Source organism: Nocardia sp. NPDC003345, from assembly GCF_053589395.1.
Window position 1 is genome coordinate 1 of the sequence record NZ_JBSFRU010000151.1, and the last position, 14,342, is coordinate 14,342.

At 68.3% G+C, this 14,342-nt stretch carries 17 protein-coding genes; 9 read left to right on the forward strand and 8 right to left on the reverse strand.

Annotation, left to right across the window (positions count from 1 at the left end):
• Positions 1-263 precede the first annotated feature (263 nt).
• From rplN to ACWDU1_RS17670, 5 genes are all read left to right on the forward strand, one after another.
• Positions 264-632: a 50S ribosomal protein L14 gene (rplN, locus tag ACWDU1_RS17650; protein WP_014349098.1), complete on the forward strand. Its 369-nt coding sequence runs from the start codon at positions 264-266 to the stop codon at positions 630-632.
• Between the two features lies 1 nt (position 633).
• Positions 634-951, forward strand: coding sequence for a 50S ribosomal protein L24 (rplX, locus tag ACWDU1_RS17655; protein WP_030522663.1), 318 nt, complete (start codon positions 634-636; stop codon positions 949-951).
• A 1-nt stretch (position 952) separates the two neighbouring features.
• Complete coding sequence (gene rplE / locus ACWDU1_RS17660) at positions 953-1,516, forward strand: 50S ribosomal protein L5 (protein WP_449902000.1); 564 nt, start codon at positions 953-955, stop codon at positions 1,514-1,516.
• Between the two features lie 3 nt (positions 1,517-1,519).
• Positions 1,520-1,705, forward strand: a complete 186-nt coding sequence (locus ACWDU1_RS17665) for a type Z 30S ribosomal protein S14 (protein ID WP_014349101.1) — start codon at positions 1,520-1,522, stop codon at positions 1,703-1,705.
• A 197-nt stretch (positions 1,706-1,902) separates the two neighbouring features.
• Entirely contained in the window at positions 1,903-3,183 is a 1,281-nt protein-coding gene (locus ACWDU1_RS17670; protein WP_449999701.1) for a Fic family protein, read from the forward strand.
• Positions 3,184-3,202: 19 nt separating this feature from the next.
• On the opposite strand, the gene ACWDU1_RS17675 is transcribed toward ACWDU1_RS17670, so the two are convergent.
• The 5 genes from ACWDU1_RS17675 to ACWDU1_RS17695 all read right to left on the reverse strand — a co-directional run bounded on the left by ACWDU1_RS17675 (position 3,203) and on the right by ACWDU1_RS17695 (position 8,177).
• Entirely contained in the window at positions 3,203-3,895 is a 693-nt protein-coding gene (locus ACWDU1_RS17675; protein WP_449999703.1) for a class I SAM-dependent DNA methyltransferase, read from the reverse strand.
• 42 nt (positions 3,896-3,937) lie between these two features.
• Positions 3,938-4,537 carry a TetR/AcrR family transcriptional regulator gene (locus ACWDU1_RS17680; RefSeq protein ID WP_449999705.1) on the reverse strand — a complete coding sequence of 200 codons (600 nt, stop codon included), beginning with the start codon at positions 4,535-4,537 and terminating at the stop codon, positions 3,938-3,940.
• Entirely contained in the window at positions 4,524-5,390 is an 867-nt protein-coding gene (locus tag ACWDU1_RS17685) for an alpha/beta fold hydrolase (protein ID WP_449999707.1), read from the reverse strand. Before ACWDU1_RS17685 ends, ACWDU1_RS17680 begins: the two co-directional genes overlap by 14 nt.
• Positions 5,391-5,536: 146 nt before the next feature.
• Entirely contained in the window at positions 5,537-6,907 is a 1,371-nt protein-coding gene (locus ACWDU1_RS17690) for an acetamidase/formamidase family protein (RefSeq protein ID WP_449999708.1), read from the reverse strand.
• Between the two features lie 73 nt (positions 6,908-6,980).
• The gene (locus ACWDU1_RS17695) at positions 6,981-8,177 is read right to left on the reverse strand and encodes an FAD-dependent monooxygenase (RefSeq protein ID WP_449999710.1); all 1,197 of its coding nucleotides are present in this window, start codon (positions 8,175-8,177) and stop codon (positions 6,981-6,983) included.
• 95 nt (positions 8,178-8,272) lie between these two features.
• Here ACWDU1_RS17695 and ACWDU1_RS17700 point away from each other — a divergent pair, with 95 nt between their 5' ends.
• The 3 genes from ACWDU1_RS17700 (at position 8,273) to ACWDU1_RS17710 (ending at position 10,063) form a co-directional block, all read left to right on the forward strand.
• The gene (locus ACWDU1_RS17700) at positions 8,273-8,899 is read left to right on the forward strand and encodes a TetR family transcriptional regulator (protein WP_449999712.1); all 627 of its coding nucleotides are present in this window, start codon (positions 8,273-8,275) and stop codon (positions 8,897-8,899) included.
• Between the two features lie 93 nt (positions 8,900-8,992).
• Positions 8,993-9,400 (forward strand): hypothetical protein, encoded by a 408-nt coding sequence (locus tag ACWDU1_RS17705; protein WP_449999714.1) that lies wholly within the window; start codon positions 8,993-8,995, stop codon positions 9,398-9,400.
• Positions 9,401-9,727: 327 nt separating this feature from the next.
• Positions 9,728-10,063, forward strand: coding sequence for a hypothetical protein (locus tag ACWDU1_RS17710; protein WP_449999716.1), 336 nt, complete (start codon positions 9,728-9,730; stop codon positions 10,061-10,063).
• 58 nt (positions 10,064-10,121) lie between these two features.
• Here ACWDU1_RS17710 and ACWDU1_RS17715 read toward each other — a convergent pair whose 3' ends face one another.
• Complete coding sequence (locus tag ACWDU1_RS17715; RefSeq protein WP_449999718.1) at positions 10,122-11,672, reverse strand: MFS transporter; 1,551 nt, start codon at positions 11,670-11,672, stop codon at positions 10,122-10,124.
• A 155-nt stretch (positions 11,673-11,827) separates the two neighbouring features.
• Between ACWDU1_RS17715 and ACWDU1_RS17720 the strand changes: the two genes are divergently transcribed.
• Positions 11,828-12,400 (forward strand): TetR/AcrR family transcriptional regulator, encoded by a 573-nt coding sequence (locus tag ACWDU1_RS17720; protein ID WP_449999719.1) that lies wholly within the window; start codon positions 11,828-11,830, stop codon positions 12,398-12,400.
• 20 nt (positions 12,401-12,420) lie between these two features.
• Here ACWDU1_RS17720 and ACWDU1_RS17725 read toward each other — a convergent pair whose 3' ends face one another.
• Both ACWDU1_RS17725 and ACWDU1_RS17730 read right to left on the reverse strand, forming a co-directional pair.
• Positions 12,421-13,059, reverse strand: a complete 639-nt coding sequence (locus ACWDU1_RS17725) for an MBL fold metallo-hydrolase (protein WP_449999723.1) — start codon at positions 13,057-13,059, stop codon at positions 12,421-12,423.
• Positions 13,060-13,126: 67 nt separating this feature from the next.
• Positions 13,127-14,341, reverse strand: a complete 1,215-nt coding sequence (locus tag ACWDU1_RS17730; protein WP_449999721.1) for an alkaline phosphatase family protein — start codon at positions 14,339-14,341, stop codon at positions 13,127-13,129.
• Position 14,342 lies beyond the last annotated feature (1 nt).

Here is a 14,342-nt window from a genome sequence, read left to right on the forward strand (position 1 = left end):
CCGGGCCCCCGGGGCCCCACCCTCGAGCGGCGGAGCCGCTCCAAAATCACAGCCCCCTCCCCAGATTTCTCTCCGAGCTGGGGATTCGCTATCCTTGACCGGTTGCCTGCGGGCCCGGTGCCCGCGATTCGGCCGCGAACCCCCGGTGGTTGATCGTCTAGATCGTAGAAGAACCGCTGGTAGGCGCGCGTTCGGGTGGCGACAGACCATGCCCGTCGGGTCGGCAATCCGGCGTGCTTTTCGTCCAGGTCGAGGAGGCTGAAGTGATTCAGCAGGAGTCGCGGCTGCGCGTCGCCGACAACACGGGTGCCAAGGAGATTCTCTGCATCCGCGTTCTCGGTGGTTCGTCGCGCCGCTATGCCGGTATCGGCGACGTCATCGTCGCCACCGTGAAAGACGCCATCCCGGGCGGCAACGTCAAACGGGGTGACGTCGTGAAGGCCGTCGTGGTGCGCACCACCAAGGAACGGCGCCGTCCGGATGGTTCCTACATCCGTTTCGACGAGAACGCCGCCGTGCTCATCAAGGCGGACAACGACCCGCGCGGCACCCGCATCTTCGGCCCGGTCGGGCGCGAGCTGCGCGACAAGAAGTTCATGAAGATCGTTTCGCTGGCCCCGGAGGTGCTCTGACATGAAGGTGCACAAGGGCGATACCGTGCTCGTCGTCTCGGGCAAGGACAAGGGTGCCAAGGGCAAGGTCATCCAGGCCTTCCCGAAGGACAACCGGATCCTGGTCGAGGGCGTGAACCGGATCAAGAAGCACGTCGCGAACTCCGCGAACCTGCGTGGCGCCTCCTCGGGCGGCATCGTGACCCAGGAAGCGCCCATCCACGTGTCCAACGTGATGGTCGTCGACTCGGACGGTAACCCGACCCGGATCGGCTACCGCACCGACGAAGAAACCGGCAAGCGGGTTCGGATCTCCCGTAAGAACGGGAAGGACATCTGATATGACCACCTCCGAGAAAGTGCAGCCCCGGCTCAAGCAGCGCTACCGTGCCGAGATCAAGGATGCGCTGAACAGCGAGTTCAACTACCCGAACGTCATGCAGATCCCCGGCGTGGTCAAGGTCGTGGTGAACATGGGTGTCGGCGACGCCGCCCGTGACGCGAAGCTGATCAACGGCGCGGTCGACGATCTGGCCCTGATCACCGGTCAGAAGCCGCAGATCCGCAAGGCCACCAAGTCCATCGCGCAGTTCAAGCTGCGTGAGGGTATGCCGATCGGCGCGAAGGTCACCCTGCGCGGTGACCGGATGTGGGAGTTTCTGGACCGCCTGGTCTCGATCGCCCTGCCCCGTATCCGTGACTTCCGTGGTCTGTCGCCCAAGCAGTTCGACGGCAACGGCAACTACACGTTCGGTCTGAGCGAGCAGTCGATGTTCCACGAGATCGATGTGGACAAGATCGATCGCCCGCGTGGTATGGACATCACCGTTGTCACCACCGCGACCAACAACGAAGAAGGCCGTGCCCTGCTGAAGCACCTCGGCTTCCCGTTCAAGGAGAACTGAGACATGGCCAAGAAAGCACTGGTCAACAAGGCCAACCGCAAGCCGAAGTTCGCTGTGCGCGCCTACACCCGCTGCCAGCGCTGCGGCCGGCCGCACGCGGTGTACCGCAAGTTCGGTCTGTGCCGTGTGTGCCTGCGCGAGATGGCGCACCGCGGCGAGCTGCCGGGCGTGCACAAGAGCTCCTGGTGAGCTGAGCCCGGCGGGCCACGGCCCGGCGGGTAGTTCATACGACAGAAGGACCCGAGCCACGGCTCGGGTCCTTCTGGTGCTTCCAACACCGTTCTGATCGTGAAAGCACGCTCGAGTTCCCTGATCGTGAATTCCCGATCGGACATAGTGATGCTCCTTATTAAAGATTATGGGTTAACCTTCAATAAGGAGGTTCGATGGCCGAGTTTGTGCAGCTGCGCTGGATCGGTGACCCCGACGGAGGCGGTCTCTCCAGGCGAGACCGGGCTTCGGGGAACTATCGCGCGTATCTGCCCGACCCGGTGAATACCAGGCCGATAGTGCTGACCAAGGACACCGCCGCCGACGTGGTCGACGCGGAAGTGGCGATATCGGGTCTCGACAGGAAAGCGAAAGCTCTTGTCGAGACCGAGGCGCTGTCTCGTCTGCTGCTGCGCGCGGAAGCCATCGCCTCGTCGCGTATCGAGGGTTTGGAAATCGGGGCTCGACGGCTGCTGCGTGCCGAAGCGGCGCGAGAACTCGAAGGCGAGATCGCCGATGTGACCGCAGCCGAAGTTCTGGCGAACATCGATGCCATGGCCGTCGCTACCAGTGCAATCGGTATCGGCGAGGCGATCACCGGCGAAGTGCTGCTCGAAATTCACCGCCGGTTGCTCGCCGGGACCCGGCTGTCCCATCACGGCGGGCAATTACGAGATGTCCAGAACTGGATCGGTGGCAGCTCGTTCAACCCGTGTGCGGCGGAGTTCGTTCCGCCGCCTCCGGGCCAGGTCTCCGAATTGATGCGCGATCTGATCGAGTTCAGCAACCGTGACGATCTACCTGCCGTCGTGCAGGCCGCGGTTGCGCACGCCCAGTTCGAAACGATTCATCCATTCGTCGACGGCAACGGCAGAACCGGCAGAGCGCTGATTCATCTCGTGCTGCGCCGTCGAGGTCTGGCCCAGCGAGTGGTGGCACCGGTGTCGTTGATACTCGCCACCTGGAGCGACAGCTATATCGATGGTCTCGAGCGCTTCCGCTACACCGGTCGCGCGGACTCGGAGCAGGCGCTGGAGGGCCTGAATATCTGGGTGGCGCGCTTCGCGGCCGCGTGCGCTCGTGCGGCAGCGGACGCAACTTCCTTCGAGGAAAGGGCGGTCGAGCTGGAAGCCGGATGGCGTACGCGGCTCGGCACGGTGCGAACCGCCTCGACGCTCGATCTGCTGCTGAAGAAGTTGGTGGGCGCGCCGATACTCACCGTTTCCACGGCAGCGTCGCTCACCGGGCGCAGTTTTCCTGCCGCCAATACCGCTATCGCGCGGTTGGCCGAGTCCGGAGTTCTGCGGCAGCTCACCGTCGGCCGCCGTAACCGGGCCTTCGAGTGCCCCGAGGTGATCGCCGCGTTCACCGCCTTGGAACGTCGTCTGGCAAGTCCCGTGGGTGATACGCGCATATCGCCTCCCGAGCGGCCGGTGCCTCGCCGCCGAGTGCCGTAGCCGATGGCCGGCGGTGGAGCTACACCCAGACCGAGGCCATGGTGAACGGGTGTCCCCGGAGCGCGACCCAGGTGGGTTTGGCGGCGATCCAGGTGTCGTCTATCGAGGATTCGGTGAGTTCGGCGAGCTGCCATCCGGCCGCGACCCCGGCGGTCACATGGTCGCCGAGGGTGTGCAGGTGAGTGGAGATCGCGAGTGGTTCACCGTCGTCGCCGGTGTAATGGGTGGGCATACCGGTGACCATCATGAACTGCGGGTGGTAGCTGACCAGTACGAAGATTCCGCCAGGGGCGATCAGGCGGCGGGCCTCGGTGTAGAACGGTGCCAGATCGGGGAGATGCTCGTCGATCAGCGAGGAGATGACGAGATCGTAGGACCCCGTGGGTAATCCGGTCGTGCGGACATCGCCGCGCGTCACGGTGTCGTGCACGTTCCGTTCCCGGGCGCGGGCGAGCATCCCTTCGCTGAGATCGATTCCGTCGATCGGGGCATCGCTGTACTGCCGGAGCCAGGCCGCGGTACGGCCGGTGCCGCAGCCGAGATCGGCGGCCCGCCGGATTCCGGTCCAGCTCGGCCGCCGCAGCCGGTTCAGGAGTGCCAGGTCCATGTGGTCGAGGACGGTCTGCTCGTAGGTGGGCGCCCAACCGTCGTAGCCGGTTGCGACATCGACGGTTCGGTAGTGGCGGCGGTCGAAATCGGCGAAGCTGGGCATGGGACCACTTTCGCGGCCGACGGCTGCGCTCGCAATGTTGTTTCAGGTGCGAAGCAGCCCGCTGACCAGAAGTAGCAGTGATTGCTGGGTTTGGGCGCGGGCGGTTTCCTTGTCCTCGGCGTGGGCGACGATGAGGCCCGCCTCGGAGACGGCGCTCAGCAGGAGCTGGGCCAGGACCGGTACGGCATCGGCGGTGATCAGGCCGGACTCGCGGGCGCGTTCCAGTTCGGTGGTGATCAGGCCGAGGCCGTGGCGGGCTTCGAGTTCGCGCCAGGCCGGCCAGCCCAGGACCGCCGGTGCGTCGAACAACGCGATCCGGATGAACTCCGGTCGCTCGCAGATCCCGAGGAAGGTGTTCAGGCCGGACGCCATCGCGACGAGGATGTCGTCGGCGGGCGCCGCCCGCAGGGACTGCGCTATTTCCGCGGTGATCTCGACTTCCAGCTGTTCCAGGACCGCGAGGAAAAGTCCGCGCTTATCGCCGTAGTGGTGTTGCAGGGCGCCCCGCGTGACCCCGGCCTCGGACACCAATTGTTCCGCGGAGGTGCCCGCGAACCCACGCTCGGCGAACAGGCGGCGGCCGGTTTCCTCGAGCGTGGTCCGGGTGGTGCGGGAGCGGTCCTCCTGGCTACGGCGTGGCATGCAGCCGAGTGAACTCCAGGATTCGTTCGGCGAGCAACTCGGGCCGGTCTTCGGGGATCAGGGTGTAGGAGTCGTCGACGAGTTCCAGGGTGGCGTGCGGGAGGTCGCGGACCAGACGTTCGGCGAAGGACGCCGGGAACAGTTTGTCCTCCCGGGCCCAGACGACGAGTACCGGCACGCCGACCGAACCGAATCGGGTAGCGGCGTCCAGCGTGTAGCCGCGGTGCGCGTGGCGCAGGAAGCGCCGCAGGTCGGCCCGGATCGCCGCCGACTCTATGGCGGGGCGCAGATAGGAGTCGATCGTCTCGCGCGGGATCGGGCGTTTGGTCAGCCTGCCGAATACGAAGGGGAGGCGGTGCAGGGACCGCGGCCGCAGCAGTTCGGTCATCACCCGTATCCCTCCCGGTACCCGTGCGACCTGCGGTAGCAGGGTGAACGGCTGCGGCAGGAAGCTCTCGTAGGAGTCCACCGCCGCGAGGACCGCGCGGCCGATGCGTTCCGGCCGGCGGGTCAGCAGGATCTGGGTGATGGCGCCGCCGGTGTCGTTGGCGACGACCGTGACATCGGTGAGGTCGAGGTGATCGAGGAATTCGGCGATCAGGTCCGCGAGGCCGGTGGGGGTGAGATCGGCGCCGGGGGCCGGGATCGAATGGGAGCCGAGCGGCCAATCCGGGGTGAGGCAGCGGTATCCGGCCGCGGCGATCGGTGGCACGGTATGCCGCCACAGGTCGGAGTTGACGAGTAGTCCGTGGACGAAGACGACCGGCGGTCCTTCGCCGGTTTCGCGGTATCGGATATTCGCGCCGCTCAGATGGGCGACGGCGCCGCGCCGGGGTTGGTTGTGGTCGGACATTGTTCCTCCCTCTGTCGGTCTAACGATAGTTACATACATTCGGTATGCATGTATAGAGGGTGAGTGGAACACACGGGTCGGCGCCGGTTTGCGGGGTGCGGGTCTGTCCTGTCCGGCCGCGGAGGAACTCCGCGGCCGGGCACCGGTCAGGCGAAGTGGGATTTGTAGATCTGGCCGTGGACGCCGACGGTGCGGTCCACGACCTGGGAAACGGTGAAATCGGCCGCCGCCGAGAGATACGCGTACGCGGTCGCCCGGTCCATGCCCTTCTCCTGCTCCAGGAAATCGAGGGCGTTGACCACGGCGCGGCGCATGGCCACGTTCAGATCGCTGGACTGGCCGTGCTGTGATCCGTCGGGATCGGACAGGCCGATCGGGATCCACGATTCCTCGGTCTCACCGAACGGGTACTTGTACGCGATCTCGGGTGCGTCACCGGAACCCGGTTTGCAGACGGTGAGCCGGAACGTACCGCGCAGCGACCCTTCCATCGCGGTGAGCGCGGCTTCGCCGTCGCCCATCGCCATATGGGGGTCGCCGACGTAGAACAGGGCGCCCTCGGCGAAAACCGGCAGGTAGAAGGCCGATCCGGCGCCCAGGAGCCGGATATCGATATTGCCGCCGCCGCGGGTCGGGGGGATCGAATTGGCCGACGCGGCTTTCGGGTCGGTATCGGGCGAGAAGGCCACGCCCATCATGCCCATGAACGGGCGCAGCGGGAACCGCACCTTGGCGTCACCGAAGGGCATGACGCCCAGGCCTTCTTCGATGGCGGTGAAGGTGGAGACATTGCCGTAGTCGCGCGGGTCGCCGGTGGGGCGCCGATCCGTGGCCACCGGCGGCATCACCTCCTCCAGTGAGATACCGGCCGGGGCCTCGCCGTTCGCGGTCCGGGCCAGCGCGCCTTTACCGTGCCGGCTCGATACGACGCCGTAGGGCACCCGCGGGACGGCGGCGAGGGTTTCGATCTTGAGCACATCACCCGGGCGCGCGCCTTCGACGAACACCGGTCCGGTGACGATATGCGGGCCGTCCTTGTCGAAATCCCGGGGCGTGCGGTCGTAGCCTTCGGCGATCGCGACGGCGTCCGCGAGCACATCGCCTTTCGCCACGCCCTTCGCTCCGAAATACTCGACGGGGTCGCGGCCCTGATCCTCGAGGATGCCCTCGTGCGAGACCGCGTCGATCGTGACCGTCTCACCGGATTTCATCCGCAGCACTTCTTTGCTGTGGACGTTGGGCACATAACCCCACAGCACCTGATCCACTTCCGAGCGCAGATAGTGGTCGCCGGGGATATCGCCCTGGCCGGGCTGCAGGATCGGGACGCCGCCGCTGAACGGTACGGCGGGTGAGGAGGTCGAAACAGGGTTGGTGGCGCCGCTTCCGGTGGAACAGGCGGTCGCGGTCGCCGCCGCGCCGACGGCGCCCACCGCGGCCGCCGCCCGGAGGAACCCGCGCCGGCCCAGGCCGCGCGTGAGAGTTTCGGCGGCGTCGCGGGCGAGGAAATCGGTCATGGGTACCTCCGGAATCAGCTGGTCGAGCGTCCGGAAACTATCGAGACAAAATTTCACCGGTGTTTCTTATCCATTACCGGTTCGCGCGCTGCAGCGATCGTTCGGCCAGGCCGCGTATTACCGGGAGGGTGATCGCGCGCATCATCAGATCCCGGGCCCGGATATGCGCCCGGGTGGGCGGGGCGTACTGGCTCATACCGCGCCTGGCCAGTGCCTGCCGCTTGGCGGTCTCGGGCCGCAATCGTGCCTCCCAGTGCGTGAGCGCCGCCGGGATATCGCCGGCGTGCTCGTCCAGCGCGGTGCCGAGTTCCCCGGCTCCGGCCAGGGCCAGGGCCGCGCCGTGACCGGCGAACAGCGAGACGCACCAGGCCGCATCGCCCAGTAGTACCACCCGGCCCCGGCTCCACGAGTCCGCGACCACCTGGCTCACCGAATCGAAGTAGGCCGCCTCCGGAGCCTGTGCCAGCCGGCCGAGGGCGTCGGGCACGCCGCCTCCCACATCGCCGAAGGCTGCGGTGAGGGCGGATACCGGTCCGGCGGCAATTTCGGCCGCGGGGTCGGCGGCCCGGTAGGTGAAGAAGGCCGAGGACCGTCCCGGCCCGAGGTTGATCACGGCCGCGGTGCGCCGGGGTCCGATGAACGTGGTGCCCGAATTCTCCGGAATCTCCCGCGGTACCCGGGTCAATGGGAAGGCTCCGACCATGTGCCGGAGATCGACCCGGAATCGGGATTCGGGTCCGAAGACGGCGTCGCGCACTCCGGAGTGCACACCGTCGGCGCCGACCAGCAGGTCCGCGCGTTCGGAAGTGCCGTCGCTCAACTCGATTCGCACCTCGGCGCTGTCCTGTTCCACCGCCCGCACTGTGGTACCGAACCGGATATCGGCGACCTCGCGCGCCGCCGCGTACAGCACGGATTCCAGATCGCCCCGGAATACGGTGAGCGCGCGGGGGCCCAGTGCCGCCTGGGCGAAGGCCGCCGGGACGGCGAACTTCCGCCGGCCGTCGGCCGTGACGAGGATCGAGGTGAACAGGCCCAGATCGCGGTCGCGCAGATCGGGTAGCAGGCCGAGTTCGTCGGCGGCGTCGTAGCCGCGGCCGAGCAGATTCACCATGTAGCCGCCTGTCCGGCGGACCGGGGATCGCTCCACCACGAGTACCTGCCAGCCCGACCGGTGCAGGCGCAGGGCGGTGGCCAGGCCGGCGATCCCGGCGCCCGCCACCACCGCCTTTCGTGCCGGTGTGCTGGTGGGGGTCCGGTCGTTCGTCACTGTCCGCTCCTTGGTCCGGGCAAGTATGAGCAATCGCTCAAACTCCAGTATGAGCACACGCTCATATTGGCGGCAAGTTCCGTAGACTCGGAGGGGTGCCCAGAGGTGTCGCCATACCGGAAGTCCGGCAGCAACTGTTCGCTGCCGCCGAACGCGTGATCGTCCGCGAGGGGCCGGGCCGGCTCAGCGGTCGTGCGGTCACGGCGGAGGCCGGAGTCGCCACCGGGCTGCTCTATGCGCATTTCGCCGATCTCGGGCACTTCCTGGCCGACTACGCCGTGGACCGCGCCTTTCTCATCGCGGCGGGAGCGACCGGGCTTCCCGAGCGGGCCGGTACCGGGGATATCGCGGCGAATCTGTGCGACGCGGTCCTCTCGACGCCGCCGTCGCGGGTGTGGGTGTTCGTCCGGCTTCTCGTCGCGCGGCCGGACCTCGTCGAACGGGTCCACGCGGTCCTCGGTGCCAAAACGGCGGGGCTGGAGGCGATCGAGGTGGCGGCGGCCGGCTATCTCGCCGCCGAACAGCGGCTCGGACGGATCGGCGCCGCGGCGGACCCCGAGTGGCTGGCGCTGGCGCTGGTCGGCATGTTCCACCATCTCGTACTCACCGTCCGCGCCGAGGAGGAGATCCGGCGCCGGCTGCGCGGTGCCGTGGCGGGGCTGGTCGCGAGCTGCGCTCCCGCCGGGCCCGCGCAGCCACCCGCCCGGGCGGACCGCCGCTGACCGGGTCTCATTGGGGCAGAGCCGGATTCGTTCCCAGTGCCGGTAATGGGGTGAATGTCCGGATGTTCCGGGCGTCGCCTAGTATCGGCGGCTGTGACTCGTATGGCGCGGCGGCCGAGCCTGGTACAGGTGTTGCTGCTTGTGCTCGCCGCGGTCGTGCTGACACTCGAGGTCCGTGACAGTTCCGGATCCGAATCGATTCACGTTCAGCAGGTTTCGCCGGTCGCTCTGCCCACGCCAACGGGTGATGCGGTGACGGTGACGCCGTTCGATCCGCGGGAATCGGACGGGCACGGAGTGCACTGTCCGTACGCGTGCCTGCGCGCACCGGCGGTCCGCCCGCGAACGGATCACCTGTGGGTCGCGGCGCTGCTCCTGGCCGCCCTGTTGCTGGGCGCGGCGGGCTCCGCGCACCGGCGCCCTCGCCCGCCTCTCATCGGCTACCGCGCCGCCGCCACCGGATCGGTGTTGTTACTGCGCCTCTGCGTCTCCCGTCGCTGACGGGTCGGCGGCGGGAGCGGGAACGTCCGCCCCGGCCGCCGGCTATCTCCCGGTTCCGGTGAGTTCCGGCATCCTCCGCGCGTACGCGGTGCACGGCGACCTCTGCTACGCCGCCGAACCCGGATTGTTCTGCGCGCGGTCCCGCCCCGGTGGATTTCCCGTGGGCGGATGAGGAGCCCCTCGACCCCGGAACATCTCGAACTCTCGACACGGCCGACCCGTGTCCGAGAAACGGCGTCCCGAGTCCTCGGCGCCGCCGGCGCCGGCCGTACCGGCGCCGATCATCCAGTGAAGAAACTGATCCCACGAAGTCAGGAGATGAATTCCGTGAGACCTCTCACCCCGTTGATCGCCCTCGCTGCCCCGCTCGGCTGCCTCGTTTTCGGTAGCGGTACGGCTTCGGCACTGGAGGTGACCCCGTCGCCGAAAGCGGTCACGGTGGACCTCACCGATGCCGAGGCGCGGGCGATCACCGGCCTGAACCTCGGGCCGGTGCTGGGCGCGCTGCCGCCGAACTTCACGCCGGAGGCCAAACAGCGCCTCGGGGCGAGCATCGCCGAATTCGCGGAACGGGCCGCGACCGCTCCGGGTTCCACCCTGCGGGTGATCATCGACGAGCCGGTGGCCGCACCGCCCGGGGTCAGTGTGACGGTGATTCGCTGATCCGTCGCACGTGACGCGGTGCGGCCGGCGATACCCGCCGGTCGCGCCGCGCCGGCGTTCAAGCGCGCTCGGATTCGCGGGGCCGGCCGGGCGCCCAGATGCCCAGAGCCACCGCGCCGGCGAAGCTGATCGCGGCCATGACGAGGGTCGTATGCTGCATACCCTCGACGAAACCCGCCCGCGCGAGGTCGACCAGCGGCTGGGCCTGCGGTCCGGCGCGTTCGGCGAGTTCGAGGGTGGCGGCGAGCGAATCGGCCACCGGTTCGCGGGCCGGTTCGGGGAGTTGGGGCAGGACGGGGGCGATGGTGGTCCGGTAACCGGAGCCGAGGACGGTTCCGGCGATCGCGATTCCGATCGCCGCGCCTATTTCGCGGGTGGCGTCGTTGACCGCGGCGGCGACACCGTGCTTCTCGGCGGGTGTATCGCTCATGATCGCGATGGTTGCCGGGGCGGCCGCCAGGCCCAGTCCGATACTCAAGACCGACAGTGCCACCAGCAGGTTCGGATAACCGGAGTCCAGCGTCTGGCGGCTCATGAGCAGCAGCGCCACACCGATCAGTATCAGGCCCGCGGTGGTCGGGAGCCGGAGTCCGAAACGGGCGGTAAGCAGCGGCGCGACCCCGGCCAGGGCGACGATGGCCGCGCCCATGGGCAGACAGGCCACCGCCGCCTTCAGCGGGCTGTAGCCGAGGACCAGTTGCAGATACTGCACGACCACCAGGAAAAGTCCGAACGTGATCAAGAACTGCACCGTGACCGACGCCGAACCGCAGGCGAATCCGCGGCGCGCGAACAGCCGCAGATCCAGCAGGGGATTGCGGGAGCGCAGTTCGACCAGTACGAACGCTGTGGCGGCGGCCGCGGTGACCACCAGCGCGCCGAGGATGAACGGATCGGTCCAGCCCCGTTCGCCGACCTCGATCAGCGCCGCGACGAACGTCGCGATCGCGACGACGATGGCGACGGTTCCCGGCAGATCGAATCGCCGCCGGTCGCTACCGCGGGATTCGGGAAGGGTGAAGGCGGCGGCGGCCAGCAGGGCGGCGCTCAGGGTCAGGACGATGAACACCGACTGCCAGGACCACCACTGCAGCAGCGCGCCCGAGCCGACCAGGCCCAGCAGGCCGCCGCTGCCGGCGAACCCGGCCCAGAACCCGATCCCGCGCCCGACCGCGTCCGGTGGGAATCCGGCGGTGATCAGCGACAGCGTCGAAGGCATGACGAGCGCGGCGCCGACACCGGCGACGATGCGTGCGCCGATCAGCATGCCGACGTCCAGGGTCAGCAGGCATACGACGGAGGCGGCGCAGAACACGATGAGCCCGATGATCAGCATCAGCCGGCGGCCGTACCGGTCACCGATGGCGCCCGCGGGCAGGACCAAGCAGGCCAGCGCCAGGGTGTAGCTGTCGATGATCCAGGTCGCCTGGGTGCGGCCGGCGCCGGTGTCCACCGCGATCCCCGGTAGCGCGGTGTAGAGCGCGGCCATGGTGGCGACCACCAGGGATACGGCCAGGCAGGACACGATCAGCGTGCGGCGCCGGGCCCAGGTCGAAGCGGAAACCGGCGCCGGGGGCGCGGTGGACGCGGCGTCACCGAGATCCTGCATGAGCCCAACGCTCGCCCAGCGTGCTCCCCTCCGGCAAGGCTTGCGACCGATGTCGATACGAAATGGATCGGCGACGGCCGTGCGTATGTCTCATGGACCGGGTCCAACCTGTGTGTTTCCGATATCCGGAGAGTGGTTTCGTCTCATACTGAGATATGGCAATCGACTGGCTGCTGGGTACCGACCGCCACGAAACCGCCGCCGATCACATCTACGCCGCGGCGGCGGACCTGATCGCCCAGCACGGGTTCGACCATTTCGATATCGACGCGGTGGCGCGGCGCGCGCACTGCTCCCGTGCGACGGTCTACCGCCACACCGGCGGTAAGACGCGGCTGCGGGAGACCGTGATGGCGCGGGCCGCGACCCGTATCACCGCCGTCGTGGACGAGGCGGTCAGCGACCGGACCGGCGCCGACCGCGTCCACACTGTGCTCATCGTCGCGATCCGGGAAATACGCGCCGATCCGGTGCTCATGGCCTTTCTCGAATCCGATCCCGGCGCGCGGGCCGTCGCCACCTTCGCCGCCTCGCCGGCCCTGCTGGAGATCGCCGCCGAGTTCGTCGGCCTGCGCGACGATCCGGTCGCCGCCGCCTGGCTCATCCGCACGGTGCTGTCCCTGCTGCTGTGGCCGGCCGATCCGGAGATCGAAACCGAACTGCTGCAACGCTTCACGCTGCCGATCCTGGAGTCGCGTCCGGACCGGGATTCCCGCGCGCGGCCGTGAGCTCGACCGGAAGCTCGAGGTTATGCCAGTCCGGCCCGGGCCTGGTCCAGGTGGGTGGGCCAGGCACCGGGCTCGACCCGGTGCACTCCGGCGGCTCCGTCGACGAAGGCGCTGGACACCACCACATCCGGTGTCAGCCCGGCGAAGATGTCCAGGGCCGCGTACAGGCCCTCCTTGTCGCTGTAGCCCGGGATGTAACCCGTGCGCCAGACGTCGTCGGCGTAGCGCAGCAGGGTGTCGCCGGTGAACAGGTAGGTGCGGCCGCCGTGACCGGGAACCAGATAGCTGGTGCTGCCGGGGGAATGGCCGGGTGTCGGGATCACGTCGATGCCCGCGTCGTCCACCGCCCGGCCGTCGAGCGGGACATCGATCGGGGCGAACGCGCCGATCGCGTCGGCTTCCGGCGCGGGCGCGTGCAGGCGGCTGCCGAAACGGCCGGTGACCGCGCGCAGCATCGGACCGGCTTCGTCCTGATGGCTGAGATACTGGCGGGTGACACCGCCGAGTTGTGCCAGGGCATCGAAATCGCGGTCGTCGCCGGGGGAGTAGAAGAGGATGTTCCCGCCGGTGGGCGGGGTCCAGAGGTAGGCGTGGGTGCGCGGGCCTCCGGGGACCACGAACTCCCGGGTCTCCCACAGGTCGGGGAACACCTGTCGCAGGGTCGTGGGTTCGGTGTCCGGTGTGGATTCTGTTCGCATACCGTCACGCTAAAACCTGAATAATGGTTCAGGTCAAGAGTTGGTGCGAGCTGATGAGGGGGACCAGCTGTTCATCGTCGGTCCACGCCCCGTGATGACCCACCATCATCGACTCCAGCGGTTCGTGTTCCGGTCGTACCAGCACCGTACGGTTCTCGGCGACGGCCAGCAGGTCGCCGATCCGGGACGCGATCACCGGGGTGGGCGGGGTCGGGCCGAACCACTGCTCGTCCAGCGCCTGTTCCCGGGTCACCACGCGGGCGCCGCCCGCGAGTCCGGCGGTCCATCGGGCCAGGGCGTCCGCCGCGGCCTCGGGACGCTCGAGGTAGATATGGCGCACCCGCGCCTCACCCGCGATCAGCCGGATATCGCGGTGCAACTCGGTGCGCGCGTCGAGATCGATGACGGTGTCGGCGTGGATCATTCCGTGATCGCCGGTGATCAGCAGTGTGCAGGTATCCGGTAGTTCGGCGAGCAGGCCGGCCACGAAGGCGTCGATATCGCGCAGGACCGCCAGCGCCTCGGGCGATTCGGGGCCGTGCAGGTGGCCGGTGGAATCCAGATCGGGAAAATAGGCGTAGGCGAATCGCGATCCGGTTCCCGGATGCCGGGCGACCTCGAGGATTCCGGTGCGCACTTCGTCGAGCGTGGCGGCCGGATGCAGGGTGCCGGGGGCCCGGAAGGCGGCGCGGGTCAGGCCGGAACGAATCTGATACTCCGGGACGACGTAGTGCACCTCCACGCCGCGCGCGGCGAGGTCTTGGAGCAGGCTGGTGCCGGTCTGCGCGGTTTCCGGCGGGAAGTCCTCGCGGGCATCGTCTCCGGTCGCGGAATCGAATCGCCAGCGCAGCGCGTTGAACAGCCGTATTCCGCCGGGATCGGGTAGAGCGAAGCTGTAGCCGATGATGCCGTGGGTGGCGCAGGGGGCGCCGAGGGCCAGGCTGCTGAGGCTGGTCGCGGTGGTCGCCGGGAATCCGGCGGCGAGGGTGGCGGTGATCCGCGCGGCCAGGGTCGGCGCGGTATCCCGGTGCCGGGCCAGGAGTCCGGCGCCCAGTCCGTCGATCAGCAGGACCACGACATCGCGATTGGGGGCGAGCGCCAGCGGGCCGGGGCGATCCGATCCGAAGGACGCGGCGACGGACGGCAGGAGGTCGGCGAGTGTGTACGGCACCGCCTCATGGTGCTGGATCACGGCGGGCGAGGGAACGGAATAAGCGGTGGTGCGGCGGACCGGCCGCCGCACC

Bases quoted from the DNA above. Each gene is read 5' to 3' on its own strand.
- ACWDU1_RS17690 (WP_449999708.1), bottom strand. From the start codon at position 6,907: ATGACCGATTTCCTCGCCCGCGACGCCGCCGAAACTCTCACGCGCGGC.
- ACWDU1_RS17715 (WP_449999718.1), bottom strand. From the start codon at position 11,672: ATGCAGGATCTCGGTGACGCCGCGTCCACCGCGCCCCCGGCGCCGGTT.
- ACWDU1_RS17675 (WP_449999703.1), bottom strand. From the start codon at position 3,895: ATGCCCAGCTTCGCCGATTTCGACCGCCGCCACTACCGAACCGTCGAT.
- ACWDU1_RS17670 (WP_449999701.1), top strand. From the start codon at position 1,903: ATGGCCGAGTTTGTGCAGCTGCGCTGGATCGGTGACCCCGACGGAGGC.
- ACWDU1_RS17680 (WP_449999705.1), bottom strand. From the start codon at position 4,537: ATGCCACGCCGTAGCCAGGAGGACCGCTCCCGCACCACCCGGACCACG.
- ACWDU1_RS17685 (WP_449999707.1), bottom strand. From the start codon at position 5,390: ATGTCCGACCACAACCAACCCCGGCGCGGCGCCGTCGCCCATCTGAGC.
- rplE (WP_449902000.1), top strand. From the start codon at position 953: ATGACCACCTCCGAGAAAGTGCAGCCCCGGCTCAAGCAGCGCTACCGT.
- ACWDU1_RS17665 (WP_014349101.1), top strand. From the start codon at position 1,520: ATGGCCAAGAAAGCACTGGTCAACAAGGCCAACCGCAAGCCGAAGTTC.
- ACWDU1_RS17720 (WP_449999719.1), top strand. From the start codon at position 11,828: ATGGCAATCGACTGGCTGCTGGGTACCGACCGCCACGAAACCGCCGCC.
- rplX (WP_030522663.1), top strand. From the start codon at position 634: ATGAAGGTGCACAAGGGCGATACCGTGCTCGTCGTCTCGGGCAAGGAC.